At 56.9% G+C, this 21,543-nt stretch carries 22 protein-coding genes; 17 read left to right on the forward strand and 5 right to left on the reverse strand.

The window, feature by feature from the left end; genetic code table 11:
* The first annotated feature begins 19 nt into the window (after positions 1 to 19).
* The 5 genes from KK078_RS07060 (at position 20) to KK078_RS07080 (ending at position 5,070) form a co-directional block, all read left to right on the forward strand.
* Positions 20 to 523, forward strand: coding sequence for a GNAT family N-acetyltransferase (locus KK078_RS07060; protein WP_254089548.1), 504 nt, complete (start codon positions 20 to 22; stop codon positions 521 to 523).
* Positions 520 to 1,029 (forward strand): MarR family winged helix-turn-helix transcriptional regulator, encoded by a 510-nt coding sequence (locus KK078_RS07065; RefSeq protein ID WP_254089549.1) that lies wholly within the window; start codon positions 520 to 522, stop codon positions 1,027 to 1,029. Before KK078_RS07060 ends, KK078_RS07065 begins: the two co-directional genes overlap by 4 nt.
* Positions 1,030 to 1,136: 107 nt before the next feature.
* Positions 1,137 to 1,754, forward strand: a complete 618-nt coding sequence (locus KK078_RS07070; RefSeq protein WP_254089550.1) for a TetR/AcrR family transcriptional regulator — start codon at positions 1,137 to 1,139, stop codon at positions 1,752 to 1,754.
* A 281-nt stretch (positions 1,755 to 2,035) separates the two neighbouring features.
* Entirely contained in the window at positions 2,036 to 2,512 is a 477-nt protein-coding gene (locus KK078_RS07075) for a hypothetical protein (protein ID WP_254089551.1), read from the forward strand.
* A gap of 143 nt (positions 2,513 to 2,655) precedes the next feature.
* Positions 2,656 to 5,070, forward strand: coding sequence for an ABC transporter permease (locus KK078_RS07080; RefSeq protein WP_254089552.1), 2,415 nt, complete (start codon positions 2,656 to 2,658; stop codon positions 5,068 to 5,070).
* On the opposite strand, the gene KK078_RS07085 is transcribed toward KK078_RS07080, so the two are convergent.
* Together KK078_RS07085 and KK078_RS07090 are read right to left on the reverse strand one after the other, a co-directional pair.
* Positions 5,071 to 5,679 (reverse strand): alpha-ketoglutarate-dependent dioxygenase AlkB family protein, encoded by a 609-nt coding sequence (locus tag KK078_RS07085; protein ID WP_254089553.1) that lies wholly within the window; start codon positions 5,677 to 5,679, stop codon positions 5,071 to 5,073.
* A 32-nt stretch (positions 5,680 to 5,711) separates the two neighbouring features.
* On the reverse strand, positions 5,712 to 6,440 hold the full coding sequence (locus tag KK078_RS07090) for a 2OG-Fe(II) oxygenase (protein ID WP_254089554.1): 729 nt from the start codon (positions 6,438 to 6,440) through the stop codon (positions 5,712 to 5,714).
* Positions 6,441 to 6,615: 175 nt separating this feature from the next.
* Here KK078_RS07090 and KK078_RS07095 point away from each other — a divergent pair, with 175 nt between their 5' ends.
* Positions 6,616 to 7,518 (forward strand): helix-turn-helix domain-containing protein, encoded by a 903-nt coding sequence (locus tag KK078_RS07095; RefSeq protein ID WP_254089555.1) that lies wholly within the window; start codon positions 6,616 to 6,618, stop codon positions 7,516 to 7,518.
* 29 nt (positions 7,519 to 7,547) lie between these two features.
* Here the strand turns inward: KK078_RS07095 and KK078_RS07100 are convergent, their stop codons facing one another.
* Positions 7,548 to 7,916, reverse strand: coding sequence for a hypothetical protein (locus KK078_RS07100; protein ID WP_254089556.1), 369 nt, complete (start codon positions 7,914 to 7,916; stop codon positions 7,548 to 7,550).
* A 637-nt stretch (positions 7,917 to 8,553) separates the two neighbouring features.
* On the opposite strand from KK078_RS07100, the gene KK078_RS07105 reads away from it, so the two are divergent.
* The 4 genes from KK078_RS07105 (at position 8,554) to KK078_RS30765 (ending at position 14,631) form a co-directional block, all read left to right on the forward strand.
* The gene (locus KK078_RS07105; RefSeq protein WP_254089557.1) at positions 8,554 to 10,119 is read left to right on the forward strand and encodes an HYR domain-containing protein; all 1,566 of its coding nucleotides are present in this window, start codon (positions 8,554 to 8,556) and stop codon (positions 10,117 to 10,119) included.
* A gap of 2 nt (positions 10,120 to 10,121) precedes the next feature.
* The gene (locus tag KK078_RS07110) at positions 10,122 to 11,048 is read left to right on the forward strand and encodes a PorP/SprF family type IX secretion system membrane protein (protein ID WP_254089558.1); all 927 of its coding nucleotides are present in this window, start codon (positions 10,122 to 10,124) and stop codon (positions 11,046 to 11,048) included.
* Between the two features lie 6 nt (positions 11,049 to 11,054).
* Positions 11,055 to 12,665, forward strand: a complete 1,611-nt coding sequence (locus KK078_RS07115; protein WP_254089559.1) for a tetratricopeptide repeat protein — start codon at positions 11,055 to 11,057, stop codon at positions 12,663 to 12,665.
* A gap of 1,225 nt (positions 12,666 to 13,890) precedes the next feature.
* Positions 13,891 to 14,631, forward strand: a complete 741-nt coding sequence (locus KK078_RS30765; protein WP_394370549.1) for a sensor histidine kinase — start codon at positions 13,891 to 13,893, stop codon at positions 14,629 to 14,631.
* A gap of 58 nt (positions 14,632 to 14,689) precedes the next feature.
* Here the strand turns inward: KK078_RS30765 and KK078_RS07125 are convergent, their stop codons facing one another.
* Positions 14,690 to 15,298: a TetR/AcrR family transcriptional regulator gene (locus tag KK078_RS07125; protein WP_254089561.1), complete on the reverse strand. Its 609-nt coding sequence runs from the start codon at positions 15,296 to 15,298 to the stop codon at positions 14,690 to 14,692.
* 193 nt (positions 15,299 to 15,491) lie between these two features.
* On the opposite strand from KK078_RS07125, the gene KK078_RS07130 reads away from it, so the two are divergent.
* From KK078_RS07130 to KK078_RS07150, 5 genes are all read left to right on the forward strand, one after another.
* Complete coding sequence (locus KK078_RS07130) at positions 15,492 to 16,127, forward strand: DUF2306 domain-containing protein (protein ID WP_254089562.1); 636 nt, start codon at positions 15,492 to 15,494, stop codon at positions 16,125 to 16,127.
* A 47-nt stretch (positions 16,128 to 16,174) separates the two neighbouring features.
* The gene (locus tag KK078_RS07135) at positions 16,175 to 16,747 is read left to right on the forward strand and encodes a Crp/Fnr family transcriptional regulator (RefSeq protein ID WP_254089563.1); all 573 of its coding nucleotides are present in this window, start codon (positions 16,175 to 16,177) and stop codon (positions 16,745 to 16,747) included.
* 119 nt (positions 16,748 to 16,866) lie between these two features.
* A complete protein-coding gene (locus KK078_RS07140) occupies positions 16,867 to 17,085 on the forward strand; it encodes a tautomerase family protein (protein WP_254089564.1) in 219 nt (72 codons plus the stop codon).
* Between the two features lie 5 nt (positions 17,086 to 17,090).
* The gene (locus KK078_RS07145; RefSeq protein WP_254089565.1) at positions 17,091 to 17,825 is read left to right on the forward strand and encodes an SDR family NAD(P)-dependent oxidoreductase; all 735 of its coding nucleotides are present in this window, start codon (positions 17,091 to 17,093) and stop codon (positions 17,823 to 17,825) included.
* A gap of 20 nt (positions 17,826 to 17,845) precedes the next feature.
* A complete protein-coding gene (locus KK078_RS07150; RefSeq protein WP_254089566.1) occupies positions 17,846 to 18,922 on the forward strand; it encodes a nitronate monooxygenase in 1,077 nt (358 codons plus the stop codon).
* On the opposite strand, the gene KK078_RS07155 is transcribed toward KK078_RS07150, so the two are convergent.
* Entirely contained in the window at positions 18,911 to 19,381 is a 471-nt protein-coding gene (locus tag KK078_RS07155; protein ID WP_254089567.1) for a DoxX family protein, read from the reverse strand. The two genes, KK078_RS07150 and KK078_RS07155, sit on opposite strands and share 12 nt — an antisense overlap.
* 162 nt (positions 19,382 to 19,543) lie before the next feature.
* On the opposite strand from KK078_RS07155, the gene KK078_RS07160 reads away from it, so the two are divergent.
* A complete protein-coding gene (locus KK078_RS07160; protein WP_254089568.1) occupies positions 19,544 to 20,560 on the forward strand; it encodes an SDR family NAD(P)-dependent oxidoreductase in 1,017 nt (338 codons plus the stop codon).
* An 83-nt stretch (positions 20,561 to 20,643) separates the two neighbouring features.
* Positions 20,644 to 21,465 (forward strand): helix-turn-helix domain-containing protein, encoded by an 822-nt coding sequence (locus tag KK078_RS07165; protein ID WP_254089569.1) that lies wholly within the window; start codon positions 20,644 to 20,646, stop codon positions 21,463 to 21,465.
* Positions 21,466 to 21,543 lie beyond the last annotated feature (78 nt).

Below are 21,543 nucleotides of genomic sequence, written 5' to 3' on the forward strand. Positions count from 1 at the left end.
GTACATAAATACTTGCAGCATGACCGCGTCGCTTTCCATCGACCCCCTCGGCAATGACCGGAGCCGGGAGGTGATTGATATTATATTGCCCATTCAGCAACTTGAATTTAACGTGCCCGTAACCCTGGAGGCACAGCCCGACCTGTTACAACTCGAAGAGGTCTACCACGGCTCGGGCGGTGGCTTCTGGGGCGCGCAGTATAACGGGCAGCTCGTGGGCACCATTGGGCTCATCGCCTTTGCCGGACCGGCCGGCGCCATCCGTAAGATGTTCGTACGAAAAGAATTTCGCGGCAGGGAACTGGGCATAGCCCAGCAGTTGCTCGACACGCTGGTCACCTGTAGCCGCCAACGAGGCCTGCAGGCGTTATACCTCGGCACTGTATCCCAGCTGCACGCAGCCATACGATTCTATGAGCGCAACGGCTTCCGCCGGATTGAAAAACAAGACCTGCCGCCAGCGTTTCCCGTCATGGCCGTCGACACTGTATTTTATTACCTGGACCTGTCCCCACGATCATGAGCATTCCCCTGATAGACGAGGCCGGCATCCTGGCCATCTCCACCCGCCTGCAACGCCTCAGCGAGCAACTGCGGAAAGATTGCGCGCTGTTGTATAAAGCGCAGGGCATCGACTTCGAGCCGAAGTGGTTCCCCGTGATCTATGCGCTGCACCAAAAGCCCGTACTGAGTGTCGTCGAAATCGCCACCGAGATAGGCTATACCCACCCCTCGACCATCAGCCTATTAAAGGAACTGGAAAAGCATAAGCTGATCCGCTCCCGGCGCGACAAACAGGACGAGCGTAAGCGTCTGCTGCAGCTCACCGACAAAGGCCAGGCGCTCGTCACACAGATGCAGCCCGCATGGCAAGTGCTGACGCGGGTACTGACGGCGCTGACCGACACACCGAATAATCTTCTGACCGCGCTCGACGAAGTAGAACGCGCGTTAGTACAAAAGAGCCTCATCGACAGGCTGCTGTCGGCCGTTGAAACAAAGCCCACGCGGGTGAGCCCGACCGCTTAATAATTGGCCGGAGCCGCTTAATAACTACATATCTTTTTCTGTGGTTTCGTGCAGACCTTGCAGTTGTTTTATACCCAAGCTAACTAACAACGCACAAAATTGGTCTTATGGTTACTACTCTGAAAAAGGCGCAGCGGACGCGCCAGTTTATCATTGAAAAGGCCGCCCCCCTCTTCAACCAGAAAGGCTTTGCCGGCACCTCCATTACGGACATAATGGAAGTTACCAAGCTGGCGAAAGGCGGCGTCTACGGAAACTTTGAAAGCAAAGCAGAGATCTGCCGCGAGTCATTCAACTATCTGGCGATGGACCTCTCTGACAGGCTCGACAAAGTTGTAGCGCGCGAGCGTACCGGCAAGCAAAAGCTTTTTGCCTTACTGGACTTTTACGAGGAATACCTCCTGCAGGACGATGCCGGCGGTTGCCCCATCCTGAACTTCGGGGTAGAGGCCGACGCCGCGCACCCTGTTATCAAAGAGCAGGTGAACAATGTCATCTGGCTCTTTCAGGGACGGATCTCACGCATCGTGCAACAGGGCATTGAAGCCGGCGAGTTCCTGGACAGTTTTCCGGCAGAAGAGTTTGCCATCAAGATGTTTACCATGCTCGAAGGCGCATTGCTGATCGGCCGTATCCAGGAAAGCTACGAGCAGATGCGGCTCATCACCGGCCTGCTGAAGGCCGAGATCCGCCAGTACCTTGTCATGCAGCCCTCTGCGCTTTAACAAAGAAAAATACTGTGAGCTTGTTGCCGGCCGATCATTCGCGCCGGCAGCCGGTCCGGTAAACGTTGGGCCCATTCTCCGTGCGGATGACACTTTTACGGTTACATGCTGGTATATAGACAGCTTTCCGACCTCCCTACATCTGCGGAACCCGCCGGTTGTCCCCGAATGCCTGCTTTTTACCGGTAATTTTATACCCGGTAACGGCCCCTATGGGGGTTCACAGATTGCCATCGGGTATAATTATACCTTCCTGTATCTTTACCGCAAACACAACCAACATGAAAGGAAAACTCCTCCTCCTGACCGCTTTGCTTTTTGTGGTGTATACAGAGTCTTCGGCGCGTGCCCGGATACCGTATTGCTCCGAATGTCAGTACATCATTCCGGTAGCCGACCTGCCGGACAGCGCCCAGTTCTATTCAGAAGAATACAAGGCCTATGCCGATGTAGCCTATGTCTACAAGCAGTTCTGGATCGTATGGCTGCCGATCTGGAATTTCGACGAGCACTACTGCCTGTCGATCAAAGATAAGGATGTATACTTCGACGTGAGCGACGAAGAGTTGAAGTCGTATGCATCGGCCTATAACCTCGACCTGCCGTCGAACCCCATTTCGCTGTGGGACAAGATCGGTGGCAAAGCTATCATCCTCGTGTTCGTCGCCGGTGCGATCTGGGCATACTGGGGCAAGGATAGCGCCGAAGAAAAAGAAGAAGGCACCACGCAAGAGGTACCCGTAGAAGAGAAAAAATAGCCGTCCGCCCGCGAACGGTTTGTCCTGTAACCGAACAGCCCCCCTGGGAAAAAAGCCTGAACTGGCGCCCGGAGGGGCTTTTTTTTGTGGCCGTTGAATTGTAATAGTGCCCTACGGACAACATTGCCAACCCCGGTATACCTATGCTTAAGAACTATTTTGTCATCGCCTGGAGAAGCCTGCTCCGGAACAAGGTCTACACCGCCATCAACATCACCGGGCTGGCCGTAGGCCTCTGCTGCTGCCTGTTGATCACCCTCTACATTCGCGAAGAGCTTTCATACGACCGGTATCACGAGCATGCACCGGAGATATACCGGGTGCTGCAGTCGTTCCGGCAGCCGAACAAAGAGGCAAAGCTGCCGCCACCGGCCCCCGAAGAGTACCAGGTGTGGGGTTGTGCGCCCGTCGGCCCGGCCCTGCAGGAGTATTATCCCGAGGTCCAGCACGTAACACAGTTTACCAGCCCGAATACGTTTTTGCTGGAACATGGCGACAAGCGTTTCCAGGAAAGTAATATCACGTTCGCCGATTCTGCTACGTTCGATATCTTCAGCTGGAAGCTTCTGTCGGGAAATCCCGCTACGGCACTCAAAGAGCTGAACGGCATTGTACTGACCAAAAGCCTGGCCCATAAATATTTCGGCGAAGAAGAGGCCCTCGGCCAGGTGTTACGCGTCGATAATAGTTTCCAGCTCACCGTTACCGGCGTCATGGAAGATATACCGGCCAATTCGCATTTCTCGTTCGATGGTTTCATTTCGATGAACACCTTTCGCAAGTTCCGTCCCGAGATCTTCGGATGGTGGGGCTACGTGGATTTTTACACCTACTTCCGACTACCCGGCGGCACTGACATAAACAAGCTGGAGGCCCGGATACCCGACTTCGTAACGCGCAACGTAGAAAACGGTGCCAACGGTTGGTATGCCATGACCTTCGAGCCCTTGTCGGACGCCTATTTATATTCCAGGGCTGGCCGCCAGCCCGGCGTCACCGGAAGCCTGGCCAATGTATATATCTTTGGCTCGGTAGCCGTGTTTATATTGCTGATCGCCTGCATCAATTTTATGAACCTGTCCACCGCGCGCTCGCTGGAGCGGGCCAAAGAAGTCGGCGTACGCAAGACCGTAGGCGCCCTGCGGAGCAGCCTGGTATCGCAGTTCCTCACCGAGTCGGTCATCCTTTCCTTTATCTCGGCCGTATGTGCGCTGGCGCTGGCGTTGCTCGTATTGCCGTTTGTACAGGAACTGTCCGGTAAAACGCTGGGTGGGAGCGAGGCACTGAAGCATGTGCTGCCTTGGGTGCTGTTCGCCGCGGGCGTCATCGGCCTGCTGGCCGGTTGCTATCCGGCGCTCGTGCTTAGCGGCTTCCGGCCCGCGTCCGTCTTGAAAGGTAAATTTAAAGCCTCCACCAGCGGCGTATTGCTCCGCAAGGGGTTGGTGGTCGTACAGTTTAGCCTATCCATCGCGTTGATGGCCGGCACGGCGGTCGTACTGTCGCAGCTCGATCACATGCAGTCGCACGACCTGGGCTTTAAGCAAGACCAGATGCTGGTGATCGACTATGGTGGCGATTCGGAAGTGAACAAAAAAATCGAAGCCATCAAAGGCGCCCTCAGCCGGCACCCTGCCGTAAAAGCCGCGACGGCCTCGCGCGCCGTGCCCGGTAACTTTTTTCCCAATGCCCACACCGTGGTGGAAGACCCCACAGGCGAAATGATCGCGGGGGGACCGTCCCTGTACGAGATCGACTTTGATTTCGTACCGACCTACGGTATCGAAATGGCCGCCGGCCGTACGTACTCGCGGGACTTCCTGGTAGACTCTACACAGACGATGCTCCTGAACGAAGCCGCCGCCAAGCTCTATGGCTACTCCAACCCGGCAGACATCATCGGCAAGAAGTTCTCACAGTGGGGACGTGAAGGCGTAGTCGTCGGCGTCGTAAAAGACTTTCACTATCAGTCACTGCACCGCAAAGTAGAACCGTTGGCGCTGCGCCTGGCGCCCATCGAATCGCTGAACAATATAACGCTGAAAGTAGAAGACGGTAATTTTGAAAAGACAATAGCCGAGCTCCAGGCCATCTGGAATACCGTCGTGCCGCAGCGCCCCTTCCTCTATACATTCCTCGATCAATCCTTCAGCCGCCAATACAGGGCCGACATACAGTTCACCAGCATCTTCTCCATTTTTGCGGGGCTCACCATCTTCATCGCCTGCCTGGGCCTGTTTGGCCTGGCCACATACGCCACCGAGCAACGCGTAAAAGAGATCGGCATCCGCAAGGTGCTGGGCGCATCCGTAGCCGGCATCGCCGGCATGCTGTCGTCGGACTTCCTCAGGCTGGTGGTCGTGGCCATGCTGATCGCCGTCCCCGCGTCGTGGTGGGCCATGAGCCGCTGGCTGGAAACATTCCCATACCGTGTATCCCTGTCGTGGTGGATGTTTGCCCTGGCCGGCGTGCTGGCGATCATCATCGCCCTGGTAACGGTCAGCGTTAAAGCTATCCGCGCCGCAAGGGTAAGCCCCGTAAGCTCCCTGCGGTCGGAGTGATCAGGTAACGATCGTGCGGAACGTCAGGTTGACCCGCGGCCGTGTAACGAGCTTCGTCGGCGGCAGGCGGTGAAGCCAGTAGGTTTGCGTAGTATCTTTCATCACCAGCAGGCTGCCATGCTGTAGCACCACCGAAACGGTCTGGGCACTTTTCTTATGCTTGAATAAAAATTTACGTTCGGCGCCAAAGCTCAGCGAGCCAATGGCGCCGTTTCGTTTTAAGTCCCGTTCGGCATCGCTGTGCCAGGCCATGCCTTCCTCGCCCGTATGGTATAGATTGAGCAAACACGAATTATAGGTCTCACCCGTGCGCTCCTCGGTAACGCGCTTGAGCGCCAGCAGCGCCGGCGTCCAGGGCAGCGCGTGTCGCGTGGTGTTGGAGTAGGTATACGAAAACGCCTGGTCGCCGTACCAGGCTACCTTGCGCTTGGTAAAGATGTGTTTGCCCATGATCACCGCTTCGTCCTGACGCCAGGCGATCGAGTCCAGCAGCGTCTGCAAATAATGATCCGCTTCGGTTTGTGTAAAGACCGGTCCATAGTAATGCACCGTACCTTCGTACGGCAGCAGGTTCGGAGGGCCGGAGGCCGCTTCATGGAATAAGTCCATCTTTCCAGCGTTTATAGTCTACAGGCATACAGTTAGCTGACCGCGTCGTGAAAGATCACCCCCAGGGTATATCGCTCGCCGCGGTGCACCTCGCTTACGCCGTGGCGCATGCTGGCACGGTAATATCCCTTGCTGCCTTTCACGGGGCGAAAATTGGTCGTGAAGATAAGCATATCGCCCTTATCCGGTGTCAGCACGATCGCTTTTGATTGCGCCCGCGGCGTTTGCTGCGTCAGCACAAACTCGCCGCCCGTGTAGTCGCTGCCGGCCGCGCTGAGAAAGAAGACCAGCTGCAGCGGAAAGTATACTTCGCCGTACAGGTCCTGGTGCAGCGTGTTAAACCCCCCCGCGCCGTATTTCAGGATCAGGGGCGTAGCCTTATGCTGGTCGTGCGCGCGGCATTGCTCCAGGAGCGCGTCCAGCGAAGCCGGAAAGCGGTCTGGCAGGTGGAGAACCTCCATCCACGCATTGGCTACCGGCACCAGGTGCGGATATACTTCTTCCCGCACCGTTTGCAACGCCGCCGGCAGGGGATAGTGAAAATATTTGTATTCCCCCAACCCGAACCGGTGGCGCTCCATCACCACCGTCTTGCGGTAGCCGTGCGGCGCGGCGTAGCCTTGTTTAAGGGACTCGCACAACGCGTCGGAGAGAAGGTGGGGCAGCGACGCATACCCTTTTTCATGAAGCTGACGGGCGACGGCCGGCCAGTCGGTATTCATAAGCGCCGTGCGCAACGTAGTTATTTCAGCGGTGACCATAAGAGCCAGGTTGTTTAGTGACAGCGCAAAGATGCGGTCGCCGAAAGCCCCCGGAAACCCGGAACTTGCTATTATCGCGGCGGTACCCTCGTTTTGGCAACGCCGTACCGCAATTTGGCAACGCGGCGTATTGCGTGGATGTGTATCTTTGCAACATCACATCGCTTTTCCCGTCATGAACAAGAATTCGATCCGGATCCGTTCCATCCGCGACATGCACCGCATGCTGGGCATTGCCGAGCCGCAACACCCGCTGGTGAGCGTGATAAACTTCCGCGACATCCGCGACGCTACCGCCGACTTCACACAAGGCTGCTCGCTCGACTTTTACATGATCGCCATCAAGAAAGACTTCAAAGGAAAGATCCGCTACGGACAAAGCTACTACGACTTCGACGAAGGCGTGATGTCGTTCATCGCCCCGGGCCAGGTGTGTTACGAAGAGCGGAACGATCGCCCCGCCGCCGGCAGCTCCCTGCTGTTTCACGCAGACCTCATCCGCGGCTACGCCCTCGACAAAGGCATCAAACAATTCGAGTTCTTCTCCTATGCCATCAACGAGGCCCTATACCTCTCCAAAAAAGAAGAGCGCACGGTCGAAGGCATTTTCCGGAACATCCGCCGGGAGTACGAAGCCCCGCTCGATCGCTTCAGCCAGAACGTCATGGTCTCCCAGATCGAAGTATTATTGCATCACTGCGACCGTTTCTATAACCGGCAATTCATGAGCCGCAAACCTGCCGGCAACGAATTGCTCGTAAAGCTCGACACGCTCCTGGACACACACTTCAACAACCACACAACGATAGGCCTACCCACCGTAAAAGAGCTCGCCGATGCCTTGCACGTATCGCCCAGTTACCTCAGCGACATGCTGCGCGCCTATACCGGCCAAAACACCCAACAGCACATCCACCACAAGCTGATCGAAAAAGCCAAACAGATCCTAAGCTCCAGCAACCTCACCATCGCCGAAATAGCCTACCAACTAGGCTTCGAGCACCCCCAATCCTTCAGCAAGATCTTCAAACGCAAAACCAACGTCTCCCCCCTGGAATTCCGCCAATCGTTTAACTAGACGCCTGGTTAAGTGGGGGGCATATCCCGCTATTGAATGTATTGGTGAATCCCACCGGGATCAACACCGCGGCCACGATTCCGATGCCCGCAATGGCGTACGAAGTACCGGTCGCGCGTGTCTTGATGTAATGTATAGACGCGACGTGTAGCGAGATCGATGCCACCGAGAGGAAGGAACGTAGCGGGGTAATAGTTCATGCCCACGCCCGCGTAATAGAAGTTGGTGTCGAGGTGCTCGATAAACCGGCCCGTCATGACGCCGCCCATGTGCACGACAAGGAAGAAGGCGAGGTACAATCCGGAGTAAGCCTGGATCTTCTCCGCGGCGATCTTCGCCTCGCGGCGTACCAGCAGGCGAACGCCGGTGATGAGCTGAAGCGCAACAGCCAGTAGCAACACCGTTTCGACGACGGGATGGCATTATACCGTGCGGAGCCGCTTCATCCAGGCGATGTGAAGGTCTGGTCAGCCGAGGGACAAAAGGTGGTTCAATAGGTGAAAACCGATAAAAAGAGCCAGGGTGATGCCGGCGAAGTAATGTATACTTTTTCAGAACATGCGGTTGTCAGGCATAGTCATGTCGTATTTATAGGCAAGGACTGCCAAAAGGGAATATTTGTGACATGATCAAAAAAAATGTTTGGTCGCGGGTCAATCGTGGTTTTCCCGTAGTAAATGGTGTGCCAGGTAATGCGTTATCGACGCTGGGGCAAAATATACCCATATTAAAAAAGTGTGCCACATACATTCCTGGCCAACAATGAGATAGATTAGTCGTAAAACTTACGCGGCCGTCGGTTTGCAGTGTGCGCAGTGCATCAAATGATTACCTTTACTAGGTATGTGGACTGGATATGAGAGCCATTTTCAGCCAAACCTACCTTCGATGACACCCAAACCCGAGCATCCCGTCTGCCTTGGCCGCCGTGGAAAGAATATCTTTCTTGTCATATTCCTGTTCACTTCGCTATGCGCTTCCGCACAAGTGTGCGATTGTCCATTGCCAGGTACGTGTGCCCCTTGCCAGGGAGGCTTGAGTAAACTTACCCTTCGGTTCAATAGCTTTTTGCCATTCCTGGTCACAGCCTTCGACCAGGGCGGTATTATTTATATCGGGATTGTCAATGGCGGCGACACGTTCACCATTACCAGCTCCCGGCCCAATGAAAAGTTTCTGGGGCCGAATATCTCGCTTCGCGTCGCCGATTTGTTCAACACCGGCATCGGCACCGGCTGCGGCAGCGATGTAGAAGTAGGCGACCGCTTTGGTAGCTTCACGGTTGTAGCCGGCGAAAGTAAAGATGGAGGTGCGCTGTGTTGCGACGCCTCCGATCGCGATGACGATGCTCCGGATATAGACGATTGCCCGTCTAATCGTGTCGTCACCTTGTCATCGACGAGCGGTGACTGTACGGCGGTCGTTCGCTGGACAGAGCCCACTGCCGAGGATGACTGTACCGTGGCGAGCTTTACCAGTAACTTTCATCCGGGCGACGCCTTCCCCGTGGGGAACACCATCGTTGCCTATACCGCCGTCGATAAAGCCGGCAACAGGTCGACGTGTGACTTTCGCATTACGGTGCTGGACGACGTCCGTCCGGTGTTCAGCAACCTGCCGCCGTCGGTCGACGTCGCCGCCACGGCGTCCTGCGAAGTCGTTGTACACTGGACGCCGCCGACCGTGACAGACTGCTCGGCCGTCACGGTAAGCAGTAACTTTTCTCCGGGAGCTTCTTTTCCGGTGGGAGACCACGAAGTAACCTATATCGCGCGGGATGCACGGGGCAACACCGCCACGTATTCTTTCGACGTACGCGTAAAAGACGAGACCACCCCGGTGTTCACCGGTTGTCCGGCCGACATCACCATCCAGGAAAATGCCGCCTGCGAAACGATCGTCACCTGGATACCGCCCACGGTAAGCGATCTCTGTGGAAATCCGATGGTAATGTCCAATCATAAGCCGGGCGAAAAATTCCCGATCGGGTCGACACGCGTGGAGTATACCGCGACCGATTGGAGAGGCAACAGGGCCACCTGCAGCTTTGCCGTAAACGTCATCACCGAGACCACTCCGGTGGTGACCGGATGCCCGCCGGAGCCGATCCGCGTGCAGGCAGACGAGCGGGGCGAAGCCGTCGCCACCTGGACCGAACCGCAGGCGACCATTGCCTGTGGCGAGGTGCCGGTGAAACGATCGCACGCCCCCGGCAGTATTTTCAACATCGGCACAACCGCCGTACAATATACCTTTGGGGAGGGCGATCACACAGCAACGTGTAGCTTTAACGTTATCGTAGCGCCTCCCGACATTTCGATCGATATCGGCAAAGCCCTCACACCCAACGGTGACGGCATTCACGATCACTGGGAGCTTGCTTCCCTGGAAAAATATCAGGACAATGCCGTGCTGGTCATCGACCGCTGGGGCAACAAAGTGTACGAGGCAAGTGGTTACGACAACGAGCGTGTCTTCTGGGACGGCCACAACCAGCAAGGCGTAAAAGTGCCCACGGGTACGTACTTCTATACAGTTGAAGTGCGGGTGCAGGGTATTGTCTGGAAGCGGAAAGGATCATTGGAAGTAATACAACCCTGAGCATGCGGAGAAGACAATATTCCTTGATTGTCCGGCTGCTGGTAGTGACCCTCGCAATGGCCCTCGCCGGAAACGCCGCCGCGCAGCAAAGTCCCCAGTTCACGCAGTTCATGCTGAACAACATGGTGTTGAATCCCGCTTATGCCGGTGCGGAAGAAGCGTTGAGCCTCACGGTGCTGACGCGCAGCCAGTGGAGCGGGGTGGATGGCGCACCCTCCACACAGAGCTTTTCGGCGCATACCTTGCTGCAACCGCAGCGGGTGGGGTTGGGGCTCGCGGTGATCCGCGACCAGATCGGCGTACACAAAAACACTAACATCCGCACGAACTATGCCTACCACCTGCCGGTACACAACCGCGGGATCTTGTCCCTGGGCCTGCAGGCCGGCGTCACCAGCCTGAAATCCGACTATGCCTCGCTGCTGGGCAGCAGCAGCGACCCGCAGCTCATGACGAACATAAACAAAACCTTCCTCGGCTTTGGCGCCGGTATATACTATCGTACCACGCGCTGGTGTGCCGGCCTGTCGGTGCCCGAGCTGATGTCGAAAACACTGAACGTGCGGGATACGCTGACGGTGCGGTTGCGCCGGACCAATGTACTGGCGTATGCGCGGTATAGTTTTATGCTGAACGAGTTCTTCGACGTCGAACCGGCCGTCATACTGAAGTATTACGCCGGCGTGCCGGTTTCGGCCGATGTCAACGTGAACGTTGTATACCGCAAAGCCCTCTCGGCCGGCCTCTCGTATCGGAAGGGCGAATCGGTCGACCTGCTGCTGCGGTTTCAGCTTACGCCGCAATTGCAGCTGGGTTATGCGTACGACCACCCGATTCGTTTTGCCGGCCGGTTGAGCAGTGCTTCGCACGAGCTGATGGTGGGCTACCGTTTCAGCGATATTCAAATGGATGTGGAATCACCCCGATAACATGGTATGACAAAAACGTGGATCGTACTGGCGATAGGATGTCTGGGCTACCTGCAGGGGGCCGGGCAGGCGACGGTCTTTTCGTTGTTCGAAGACCCGCTGCGCGAAGCCGACCGGCATTTTGCCGCCGGCCGCTATGCGCGGGCCGCCACCCTGTATACCGCCGGGCTGTCGCGAAAGCCTGACGACGTGGTCATGCGCCGTAAACTGGCGCAGGCCCGCTACCGCGCCAAGGACTATGCCGGTGCCGTGACGGCGTACGACCAATGCTTGTCCGCGGGCAGTACATTGACCTGGGACGATCAGTATTATTATGCGGAAGCGAACGCCACGCTGGGGCGCCGCGCCATGGCGCTGGACTACTACAAGCGATGCCTGGCGCAGCAGCCCGACAACGAGCTGATCGCCAAAAAGGTCTGGCGCCTGGCCAACCTGCAATACCTGTACGAAGACTCCGCGCATTATGCCGTGCGCCCCCTGAATATCAATACAACATCGGGTGAGCTTTGCGCGGTGCCTTACCAGGATGGTTTTGTGTTCACCTCGAACCGCAAAGGGGCCGGCGTCGTCGAACGCTTTAACCGGAAGTCCAACACGCCGTTCTATAAACTGTACCAGGCCCGGTGGAAGGAAGACACCGCCACCCATATCCTGACCGTTGGTAAGCCGGTAGCCTTTGCGTCCTCTCTCCGGGCAGGCTACAATACGGGACCCATGGCTTTCTACCACCAGGGCAAACAGATGGTCTTTGTCACCTCGTCGGAAAAGGCCGGCGCGGAAGGACGACGCACGTTAGGACTATACTTTGCCGCGTGGGAAGGAAAGAAGTGGAAGGTCGTCGCGCCGTTCGCATTTAATAGCGACCGGTATTCCATCCACGATGTCTCGATCAACGAGGAGGGCACTGTCCTGTATTTTTCGTCCGACATGGCGGGCGGCGTGGGCGGCAAGGACGTATATACCTGCCGGTGGGTCGATGGAAAGTGGACCCCGCCGCGCAACCTGGGCGAGACCGTCAATACGCCGTTGAACGAAGCCTTTCCCTACCTGCATGGCCACATGCTATACTTTTCCTCCGATGGCCACCCCGGCCTGGGGCAGCTCGACATCTTCCGCGCACAGGTGCAGGACGACGGCTACGGCGAGCCGGAAAACCTGGGCTATCCCGTCAACAGTCCCTACGACGACTTCGGCCTGGCCCTCGACACCCTGGGAACCCACGGCTACCTCAGCTCCAACCGACGGCACGGCGGTTATGACGACGACGTGTACGAGGTGGACATGGACCTGCAGACATACCCGTTTACGGTCGCGTGTGAGTTGAAATACAAGGAGCATACCTGGGGCGACCGCTCGCGTAACATGACCTGGCCCAACGCGCGCGTCGCGCTGATGGACAGCGGCACAGGCAAGTCCGTCTTTGCTACCCAAACGGATGCCTCGGGTAAGTTTTCGATTGTGATCCCGTATTTCAGCAAATATTATGTACAGGTGACAGACGACGACGGGGGGACGCACAAAGCGAGCTTTGAGCTGAGTAAATACCAGGGCGAAGCGAGTGTGCACGAGATCGTGATTGTAAAAGACATTTTTAAAAAGAACAACGACAGGAAGTAATATGAAATATTCCGTATTTTTTATGGGCGCCCTGCTGGTCATGCTGACCGCCGGCCATGTCGTACAGGCGCAGGATAAGCAAATGATCCAGATCAAGACGTTTGACGAAAAGCTGAAGCCGCTGAAAAATATAGAGCTGTCGCTGAACGACGGTGCCTATATCTCCTCGGGTTCCAAAGGCTCGGCGTTCGTGGAAGTAGGTGCCGACGATCTGCCGGTAAAGTCCGTGCGGATCCGGGATGAGAAGCTGGAGGCGGCATCGTGGAATTTTTCCAGGGGTGTGATCGAGATCATCGTCCGGCAGCGGAGCTATACCCTGGTGCGCATGGCGCTGCGCCTTCCCAACGGCCGGCCCATACCACAGGCGTCGGTGGTGTTCAAAGGCACCAAGCCTGTTACCGTCACCACAAACCAGGCCGGCGAGTTCGAGCTGCCGCTGCCTTTGCAGGAAAAGCTTACCTCGGCGGACCAGTTCCAGGTGCAGGATATGAAGGTGCTGCGCATCAACCTGTCTGAAAACGTGTTGGTGGCCGAACGCAGCAAAGCTCCGGCGAAGACAACCACCCTGCGCGATCAGCTCAGCGACTTCGATCTGTCGCGGTTGGACTCCATCCAGTCGCTGACGGTGTTTTATGCGGTGTTCAAGAACATTTCCATGAGTAACCTCAGTCCGGAAGCGCGGGCGCGCATCGACGCCAAGTTCCGCGAGCTGGTGGGCCGCATGCAGGACTCCGTCTCCCGCCGGTCGGACTACATGGCAAACATTTCCGACTCGTCCTTTGTGGCCGAAGATATTCATAACCTGTTGAGCCACGCCAGCCGCGAAAGCGAAGCCCTGGACGTCAACCGCACGGCGTTCGAAGAGAAGATCGGCATGATCACCGGCAAGCTTCAGAAGGGCGTCTCCAACCTCGACGAGGAGACGCGCAAGACCCTGCTGGCCGACCTCGACCGCCTGGAGCTTATGCTGATCGAGAACGAGAGCAAGTTCTATAAGAACCAGAACGACTACCGCGAGATCATCAATACCCTGAAAGATACCTACTTTGATGTGCAGCACCTCGAAGAGCGCCTTTCCATCACGCAACAAAAGCGGGCCGAAGAACAAGCGCTCTTTCAGCAGCGGCTACTGATCACCATCGGCATCCTGATCGTCTTCGGTGTGCTGATCGTCCTGCTGGTCTCCTTCAGTGGTCGGCTGCGCCGCCAGCGCGAAGCCTTGCGCATGGCCAACGAAGAGATCACCACCATCAACGAAAACCTGGAAGCCATTGTCGTAAAACGAACGCTGTCGCTGGAAGAATCGAACCGCGAGCTCGATACATTCTTATACCGCGCCTCACACGACCTGCGCTCGCCCCTCAGTTCCATCCTCGGACTGTGCCACATCGGCGAGAAGATGCCGGTCGGCGAGCTGGTAGAAAGGATTCAAGCCGTCGTCCTGAAAATGGACCGCATGCTCAAGAAGCTGATCGAAACGAGCGAGATCAGCCAGGAAGCCCGGAAGGTTGCCAGGTTCTGCGTGCGCGAAGCGATCGGCGAAGTGCAAACCCGCCTGGCAACGCAGATCACCGCCAGCGGCGTAGAGTTTCACGTCGACTGCCAGGACAACATCCAGCTGCGCTCCAGCGCCCCCCTGGTAAAGACGATCCTGGCACACCTGGTGGAGAACGCGCTATACTTCAGCCGCCTGCGCAGTACCGACCATGCACGCGTGGAAGTAAAAGCCGAAGCCGAGGGAAATACAGTGCTGCTGACGGTATACGACAACGGTGTGGGTATCGACAACGGGGTACGCACGGATGTGTTCAACATGTTCTTTATCGGGCATGAGTCTTCGAAGGGCAGTGGCCTGGGCCTGTATGTAGCACGCAAGGCAGCACAGGCGTTGGAGGGCAGGATCGACGTAGCTTCGGAGCCGGGGCATTACGCGAGGTTTACCGTAGTGCTGCCGGTGGGAGCGTAGGGTGTAATGGTGTGCTGGTGCAAGCCGGCTGCTGACGCAAGTCAGAGCATTCAAAAAGCTACCGCCTGATCCCGACCTTTGAACCACCCTTGACACCGCGCCCCGCCGTCGGCCATTCCGTAATCAGCCTCACCAGCATCGCCACCTGCTTATCACGATTTAGCGGTACGGTATTCCCCACCAATGCATACCCTTCCGCATAGGGGATCAACAAACTGACGATCTCATTTGCCTGCGGGAAGATCTCCTCGATCAGCCCGATCATCCACTGCGCATAGTCGCGGTAATATTCTTCCAGCGTGGCCTTCAACGCGGCGTCGCGGCTCGACAGTGCCCAGATCTCCCGGAAGATCACGTTGAACTCCTGGTTATCGCATACCACCAGCACTTCGATGACCCGTTTTAAAAAGGCCTTTGACGATTCCGGGTCTTTAGGGAGTACCAGCGCCCGGTCGGCCTGGATCAGTTCCTTGCAGGTAGTAAAGAACTGCGCGACAGTGGCCTGGATCAGCTCGGGCTTGCCCGGAAAGTAATATTGTACATTGCTCAGCGTGATGCCACAGGCGGCAGCCACCTTGCGCAGGGTCAGCCCTTCGCTGCCCTCTTCCCGCAAAAGGTGGATGGTCTGATCGATGATCTGCCGGGTGCGCTCGTCTCGCTTTGTCATCAGAATTTTGTAAAAGTACTTGTATAAATAGGTCGAGTGACCTACTTTTGTTTGGTCACCTGACCTAAACAAAGGTAATGCTTTCGGGACTGTTCCAAAAGAGGAACAGTGATTAATCGTCACATCCGACCTTGACGCGTGGGAGGGATGTGTCCGGGTAAAATATCGTCTAACAACTTACTGCTTGAAAATCATGCAAATCGTAGATAAAGTTTACGGCTACGGCCGCCTTGTGGGCAAAACCATCCTGGTGTTATTGTCTGCGTACTTCATCGTGCATTCGGCGAAGTTCTTTAGCCTGGCGCCGGAGGTGCTGGGTAAATACCTGCCGTACACCTGGGCCATTCTGGGTCACATTGCCGGCGGCGCCTTGGCGCTTGTTACCGGGCCGTTTTTGTTCTGGAAATCCTTTCGGCAGCAGTACCGGCGCGCGCACCGCATCATCGGGCGGGCCTATGCGGTATCGGTGTTGACCGGCGCCTTTGGCGCCTTGATACTGGTCACCACCACGGCGCCGGTACTGGGCCTTTCGTATGTCGTATCGTTGCACGCCCTGGGTGCCGCCTGGACTGTCACGACGGTGCTGGCGTGGCGCATGGCCGTGACCAAACAATTTAAGCTCCATGAAGAATGGGCGACGCGCAGCTATATCGTTACGATGGCATTTGTTATACAGAGTGTGGTGTATGTGCTGCCGGTTACGCAGCAATACCTCGGCGCGACGGGCGAGGTATTGGCGACGATCATCTGGGTGTCGTGGACGGGGCCGATGTTCTTGTATGATGTTATTCTCAGTTTTCAGAAACGACTGCGGCCGGCGGTGATGTAGTCATAGTATCGCCTTAATTCTGTATCTTTCGCGTTCACGCTACCAGCATGAACGCCAAAGCGATCTTACAGGAACATGTCGCCAGGATCACACCGTTGTCAAACGAGCAGTTCGACTATTTCTTTTCGCACTTTACGCCACAGTCGTACAAAAAGGGAGAAACGATCATCGCCCCCGGCAAGGCCGTCGGGCATGAATACTTTGTGCTGCACGGGTGCCTGAAATCGTTCTACCGGACCGACCAGGGCAAGATGTTTATCCTGCAGTTTGCCATGCCTACCTGGTGGGCGTCGGATTACGAGGCGTTGTATAACGGCACACGGGCGACCACTACGGTTGATTGTGTTACGGCCGCCGAAGTATTACGCCTGTCCGGTGCCGACCGCGAGAAGCTTTGCCGGGAGGTACATGCCGTCGAGTCGTTTTTTCGCTGGCGCACCAACCGGGGCTATGTCGCGGCGCAGAAGCGCCTCCTTTCTTTTATGCACCACGATGCGCGCCAGCGGTACGAGGAGCTTTTGCAGTTATATCCCCAGCTGTACAACGTTGTGCCCAAGCAGCTCATTGCCGCCTACCTGGGCGTGTCGCGCGAGACGTTGAGCCGTCTATACCAACCGTAGTTTTGTGATGTAGGTCACAATATCAGCCTGGATCCCTTCGAATGTGATGTAGGTCACACGATCGCGTCAACACCCGCCGCCATGTTTGTGTTGTTATTGCAAACACAAACATTACAGTCATGCCATACATTAGGATTGAACTCACGCGCGAGGGAGTAACCCGCGAACAAAAGCAACAGCTCATCAAAGGGGTGACAGACCTCGTGACCGACGTACTGAACAAAGATCCCCACCTGACACACGTCGTCATTCAGGAAGTAGCGCTCGACGACTGGGGATATGCCGGCGAGCAGGTATCGGTCTTACGCGAAAAAGGAATTACAGCAAACAAAAAATGAGAACTATGAAAAAGCAAACGATTATTGTTACCGGTGCCTCGTCGGGTATCGGCAAAGCCGTAGCACAGTATTTTCTGCAGAAGGGAGATAACGTGGTGATCAATTCGGCCACGGCCGGCAAACTGAAACAAACCTATGACGAGCTGGGTGCCGGCGCCAACCTGGCCTTTGTCCCTGGCGACATCCGCGACAAGGCCGTGGGCGCGCTGCTGGTAAAGACCGCCGTCGACCGCTTCGGTTCTGCGGATGTATTGATCAACAACGCCGGGATCTTCGAGCCCAGGCCATTCCTGGAAGTGGACGAAGCTTACCTCGACAAATTCTTGAATACTAATCTGAAGGGTACGTACTTTACCACACAGGCAGTGATCCCGCAAATGCTGAAGCAAAAGGACGGCGTGGTGATCAACATCGGCACGCCCATCGTGGGCCATGCACTGGGCGGTGTACCGGTAACGGCGCCGATGGCCAGCAAAGGCGCCGTCCACGCGCTGACCTTGCAACTGGCCGCGGAGTTCGGTGCGCAGAACATCCGCACGAACACGGTCGCCCCGGGCGTCATCCGCACGCCGCTGCACGGCGACAACGCCGACCAGATGGCCGGCCTGCACCTGCTGAAGCGTGTGGGTGAAGCGAACGACGTGGCCGAGATGGTATATACCGTGGCCAAAAGCCGGTTTGTAAACGGTGCGATCATCAACGTGGACGGCGGCTTTGCAGCCGGGCACCACGTGGGATAAGAAGATTTAAAAATAATGCAATGTGGTATAACACGAAGGCAACCGAAATACTCGGCATTCAATACCCGATCTTGCAGGGACCATTCGGCGGGGGCTTGTCCACCGCCGAGCTGGTCACGGCAGTATCGCGGGCCGGCGGATTGGGAGGTTACGGCGCGTATACGCTGAGCCCGCAGGAGATTGTCGACATCGACCAGAAGATCCGGCAGGCGACCGATAAACCCTATAACCTGAACCTGTGGGTATCGGATACCGACGCCGTACAGGGTACGGTAACGGACGATGTATACGAGCGCGTCAAGGCGCAATTCAAACCGTACTTCGACCAGGCGGGCATAACCGTGCCCGAAAAGCCCCAGCCGTTCCAGTCGCGTTTTGAGAACCAGCTGCAGGTGATGCTCGACATCAAACCCCGGGTGTTCAGCTTTATGTTCGGTATACCGTCGGCCGATGTGCTGGAGCAATGTCGCCGCCGGGGTATCAAGCTGGTGGGCGCCGCCACCACGTTGGACGAGGCCCTGGCCCTGGATAACGCCGGGGTGGATCTCATCATCGCATCGGGCTTCGAGTCGGGCGGCCACCGCCCGTCGTTCCTGGCGCCTTCCGAACAGTCAACCGTGGGCACGTTCGTGCTGGTGCAGCTGCTGCGGGAGAAAGTAAAAGCACCCATCATCGCAGCCGGCGGTATTGCCACCGGTCGTGGTGTAGCCGGCGCGTTGACGCTGGGCGCCGATGCCGTGCAAGTGGGTACGGCCTTCCTGGCGTGTGATGAGTCCGGGGCACTGCCGGTACACCGGGCGGCGCTCTTTTCGGACGCCGCAAAGTATACCACGTTGTCGCGCGCCTTTACCGGTCGGCTCGGCCGTGGCCTTACCACGCAGATCGCAAAGGACCTGACAGGCCTGGAGAAAAACATCCTGCCATTCCCCTTGCAGACGTCCTTTATGTCGTCGCTCCGCCAGGCCGCGTTGGCCCAAAGGAAACACGACATGGTATTGTTCTGGGGCGGTCAGATCGCCCCGCTGCTGAAACACACCAAAGCCGCGGCGCTGATGCAGTCGCTGATCGAGGAAACTTCGGCGCTCTTACCACGATAACACGGCGACCAGCGGCGTGGCAAAGTACGCTACCCAGGCGATGAAGAACACTTGCAGCGGGAGTCTGAACCACAGGTAGGAGGGACCCGGGCCGGTGGCCGTTCCTTTTTCGAGGTCTATGTGGTGCCAGGCCGCATAGATGTTGGCGGGTACGATCAGCACGAAGAACAGCAGCAGCCCATACCCCGCATACCAGCGCGACGCCGGAAACAGGAGCGCGATGGCAAAGGCGACCTCGGCCACGCCGGTGATATATACCAGCGCGGTGCGAAAGGGTATAAAAGGCGGGATCATCATGGCCATGCCTTTGGGAAAGAGAAAGTGGCCCAGGGCGGTAAAGCATAACATGGCGCACATAGCCAGGTTGCCACAGAACAGCAGATTCCAGTCACCTGTAATAAGCCAGAAGAGAAGACTTGAAAGGCCGAAGACGGCCAGGAGAATTACCAGCGGTTTCATGAAGGGTTTGTCGTCCAGGTCTGTAATCTGTTACAAAATAGGCTAATTTCTAAGATCGTGCCATGGAAGTGACAATCTGAACAAAGTAAGATTGACGTTTTTAACAAAGCCTCACCGGGCCGGTGCACACTAGTTTTGTTCCAACAAAATTCAGAAACGACTATGGAACAGAACAATTATCAAGGCGTGCTGCAACAGCCCCTGAACACCGGTTTTAACGCTACCACTACCGCCCGCGAAGTACTGGGCGACCAGGACCTGACCGGAAAGGTTGTGATCATCACCGGCGGGTATGCCGGCATCGGGTTGGAAACTACCCGGGTGCTTGCCGCAGCGGGGGCGACCGTCATTGCGCCTGCGCGCGACCCGGGAAAGGCCGGTAAAAACCTGGCAGGCCTTCGCAACGTGACCGTGGAAACGATGGACCTGATGAATCCGAAGTCCATCGATGCCTTTGCCGCGGGCTTCGTACGGTCGGGCAGACCTCTGCACCTGCTCATCAACAATGCCGGCATCATGTGGGTACCCCTGCGCTACGACAGCCGCGGTCACGAATCGCAGTTGTCGACCAACCACCTGGGCCACTTCCAGCTGACGGCCCGCCTCTGGCCCGCGCTGAAGAAGGCAAACGGCGCGCGGGTCGTTACGGTATCATCGTATGGACACCAGTTTGCTCCGTTCAATTTCGAAGATCCGGATTTCAGACACCGCGACTATGAAACCTTGCAAGGCTACGGCCAATCGAAGACCGCCAACAACCTGTTCACGGTCGAGCTCGACCGCCGTGCCCGGACGCACAACGTGCGGGCCTACGTACTGCACCCAGGCGCGGTGAACGGCACAGACCTGGGGCGTGAGGCGCCGATCGCGCTCTTCCAGCAAATGGGCACTTTTGATGAAGCCGGCAACCTGAAGCCCGAAGTCGCCGCGAGGCTCAAGACGCTGGCCCAGGGCGCTGCCACGACGGTGTGGTGTGCCACCAGCCCGCTGCTGAACGACCTCGGCGGCGTGTACTGCGAAGACGCCGATGTGGCCGAGCTGGACAAGGGCAATCTGCCCGACTTTGAAGACCCGTCGACGCACCGCGGTGTGCAGCCGTACTCCCTCGACGAAGCCAATGCCAAACGGTTATGGTCGCTCAGCGAAGAAATGACGGGCATAACCTTCGCGGTGGATTGACCCCGCATCATTACCTTTGTTTATGCCGTCGCGCAGGCAACCCGCGCGCGGCTACATGCGTCCTGTCAGACAACAAAAGACTCATGGACTTTCAAACGAATTATATCACCCCCGACATCAAGCTGGCCTGCTATTCGGACAAGCCGTTCAAGGCAGAAGCGCTGTTTGACGACCACATGCTAATATGGATCATCGCGGGCGGAGCGAAGATCATCCAGGCAGACGAGATGTATGCGTTCCAGGCCGGGGACATCTTCCTCATCCCGCGAAACCAGCTGTCGTCGGTCATCATCTATCCCAAAGACGGGCAGCCGCACAAATCCGTGGCCATGCACCTGCCGGAGCGGCGGCTGCGCAAGTTCTACGAGGGCATAACGCCCGCCGCGCCCACCGTGGTGTCGCACAAGATCCGCTACTTCGAGCAGCATCCACTCTTAAAGAGCTGTTTTGCGTCCCTGATACCCTACTTTGAAGTGGAGGAAAAATTCCCCGAGAACATTGCCTCCCTGAAGATCCAGGAGGCCATCAGCATCCTGCGCGTCATTGATCCGGGGATCGACGGCATCCTCGCCAACTTCGACGAGCCCGGCAAGATCGACCTGCCCGGCTTCATGGAAAAGAACTATATGTTCAACATGCCGATGCAGAAGTTCAGCTACCTCACCGGCCGCAGCCTCTCGACCTTCAACCGCGACTTCAAAAAACACTACCACGTTACGCCACAACGGTGGCTCACCCAAAAACGACTGGAGCTGGCGCACTATCAGATCCGGGAGAAACGCCGGAAGCCCGTGGAGGTATACCTGGAAGTGGGGTTTGAGGATCTGTCACATTTCTCGCTGGCTTTCAAGAAGCAGTTCGGATATCCCCCCACCAACCTGGTGAATCATTCCGCCCGATCGTAGTGACTGACGCATTTTGGCTCCGCGAAGCGGGCCAACGGCAGTTTCTGGGATAACGCCTCGTAAAAACCGTCGGTTTGG

Origin of the sequence: Dawidia soli (genome assembly GCF_018598185.1) — a bacterium.
In the GTDB taxonomy this organism is placed as follows: Bacteria; Bacteroidota; Bacteroidia; order Cytophagales; family Cyclobacteriaceae; genus Ohtaekwangia; species Ohtaekwangia soli.

Bases quoted from the DNA above. Each gene is read 5' to 3' on its own strand.
- KK078_RS07145 (WP_254089565.1), top strand. From the start codon at position 17,091: ATGAAAAAGCAAACGATTATTGTTACCGGTGCCTCGTCGGGTATCGGC.
- KK078_RS07090 (WP_254089554.1), bottom strand. From the start codon at position 6,440: ATGGTCACCGCTGAAATAACTACGTTGCGCACGGCGCTTATGAATACC.
- KK078_RS07130 (WP_254089562.1), top strand. From the start codon at position 15,492: ATGCAAATCGTAGATAAAGTTTACGGCTACGGCCGCCTTGTGGGCAAA.
- KK078_RS07080 (WP_254089552.1), top strand. From the start codon at position 2,656: ATGCTTAAGAACTATTTTGTCATCGCCTGGAGAAGCCTGCTCCGGAAC.
- KK078_RS07160 (WP_254089568.1), top strand. From the start codon at position 19,544: ATGGAACAGAACAATTATCAAGGCGTGCTGCAACAGCCCCTGAACACC.
- KK078_RS07155 (WP_254089567.1), bottom strand. From the start codon at position 19,381: ATGAAACCGCTGGTAATTCTCCTGGCCGTCTTCGGCCTTTCAAGTCTT.
- KK078_RS07165 (WP_254089569.1), top strand. From the start codon at position 20,644: ATGGACTTTCAAACGAATTATATCACCCCCGACATCAAGCTGGCCTGC.
- KK078_RS07065 (WP_254089549.1), top strand. From the start codon at position 520: ATGAGCATTCCCCTGATAGACGAGGCCGGCATCCTGGCCATCTCCACC.
- KK078_RS07070 (WP_254089550.1), top strand. From the start codon at position 1,137: ATGGTTACTACTCTGAAAAAGGCGCAGCGGACGCGCCAGTTTATCATT.
- KK078_RS07095 (WP_254089555.1), top strand. From the start codon at position 6,616: ATGAACAAGAATTCGATCCGGATCCGTTCCATCCGCGACATGCACCGC.
- KK078_RS07110 (WP_254089558.1), top strand. From the start codon at position 10,122: ATGCGGAGAAGACAATATTCCTTGATTGTCCGGCTGCTGGTAGTGACC.
- KK078_RS30765 (WP_394370549.1), top strand. From the start codon at position 13,891: ATGGCCAACGAAGAGATCACCACCATCAACGAAAACCTGGAAGCCATT.
- KK078_RS07135 (WP_254089563.1), top strand. From the start codon at position 16,175: ATGAACGCCAAAGCGATCTTACAGGAACATGTCGCCAGGATCACACCG.
- KK078_RS07115 (WP_254089559.1), top strand. From the start codon at position 11,055: ATGACAAAAACGTGGATCGTACTGGCGATAGGATGTCTGGGCTACCTG.
- KK078_RS07075 (WP_254089551.1), top strand. From the start codon at position 2,036: ATGAAAGGAAAACTCCTCCTCCTGACCGCTTTGCTTTTTGTGGTGTAT.
- KK078_RS07150 (WP_254089566.1), top strand. From the start codon at position 17,846: ATGTGGTATAACACGAAGGCAACCGAAATACTCGGCATTCAATACCCG.
- KK078_RS07060 (WP_254089548.1), top strand. From the start codon at position 20: ATGACCGCGTCGCTTTCCATCGACCCCCTCGGCAATGACCGGAGCCGG.
- KK078_RS07085 (WP_254089553.1), bottom strand. From the start codon at position 5,679: ATGGACTTATTCCATGAAGCGGCCTCCGGCCCTCCGAACCTGCTGCCG.
- KK078_RS07140 (WP_254089564.1), top strand. From the start codon at position 16,867: ATGCCATACATTAGGATTGAACTCACGCGCGAGGGAGTAACCCGCGAA.
- KK078_RS07125 (WP_254089561.1), bottom strand. From the start codon at position 15,298: ATGACAAAGCGAGACGAGCGCACCCGGCAGATCATCGATCAGACCATC.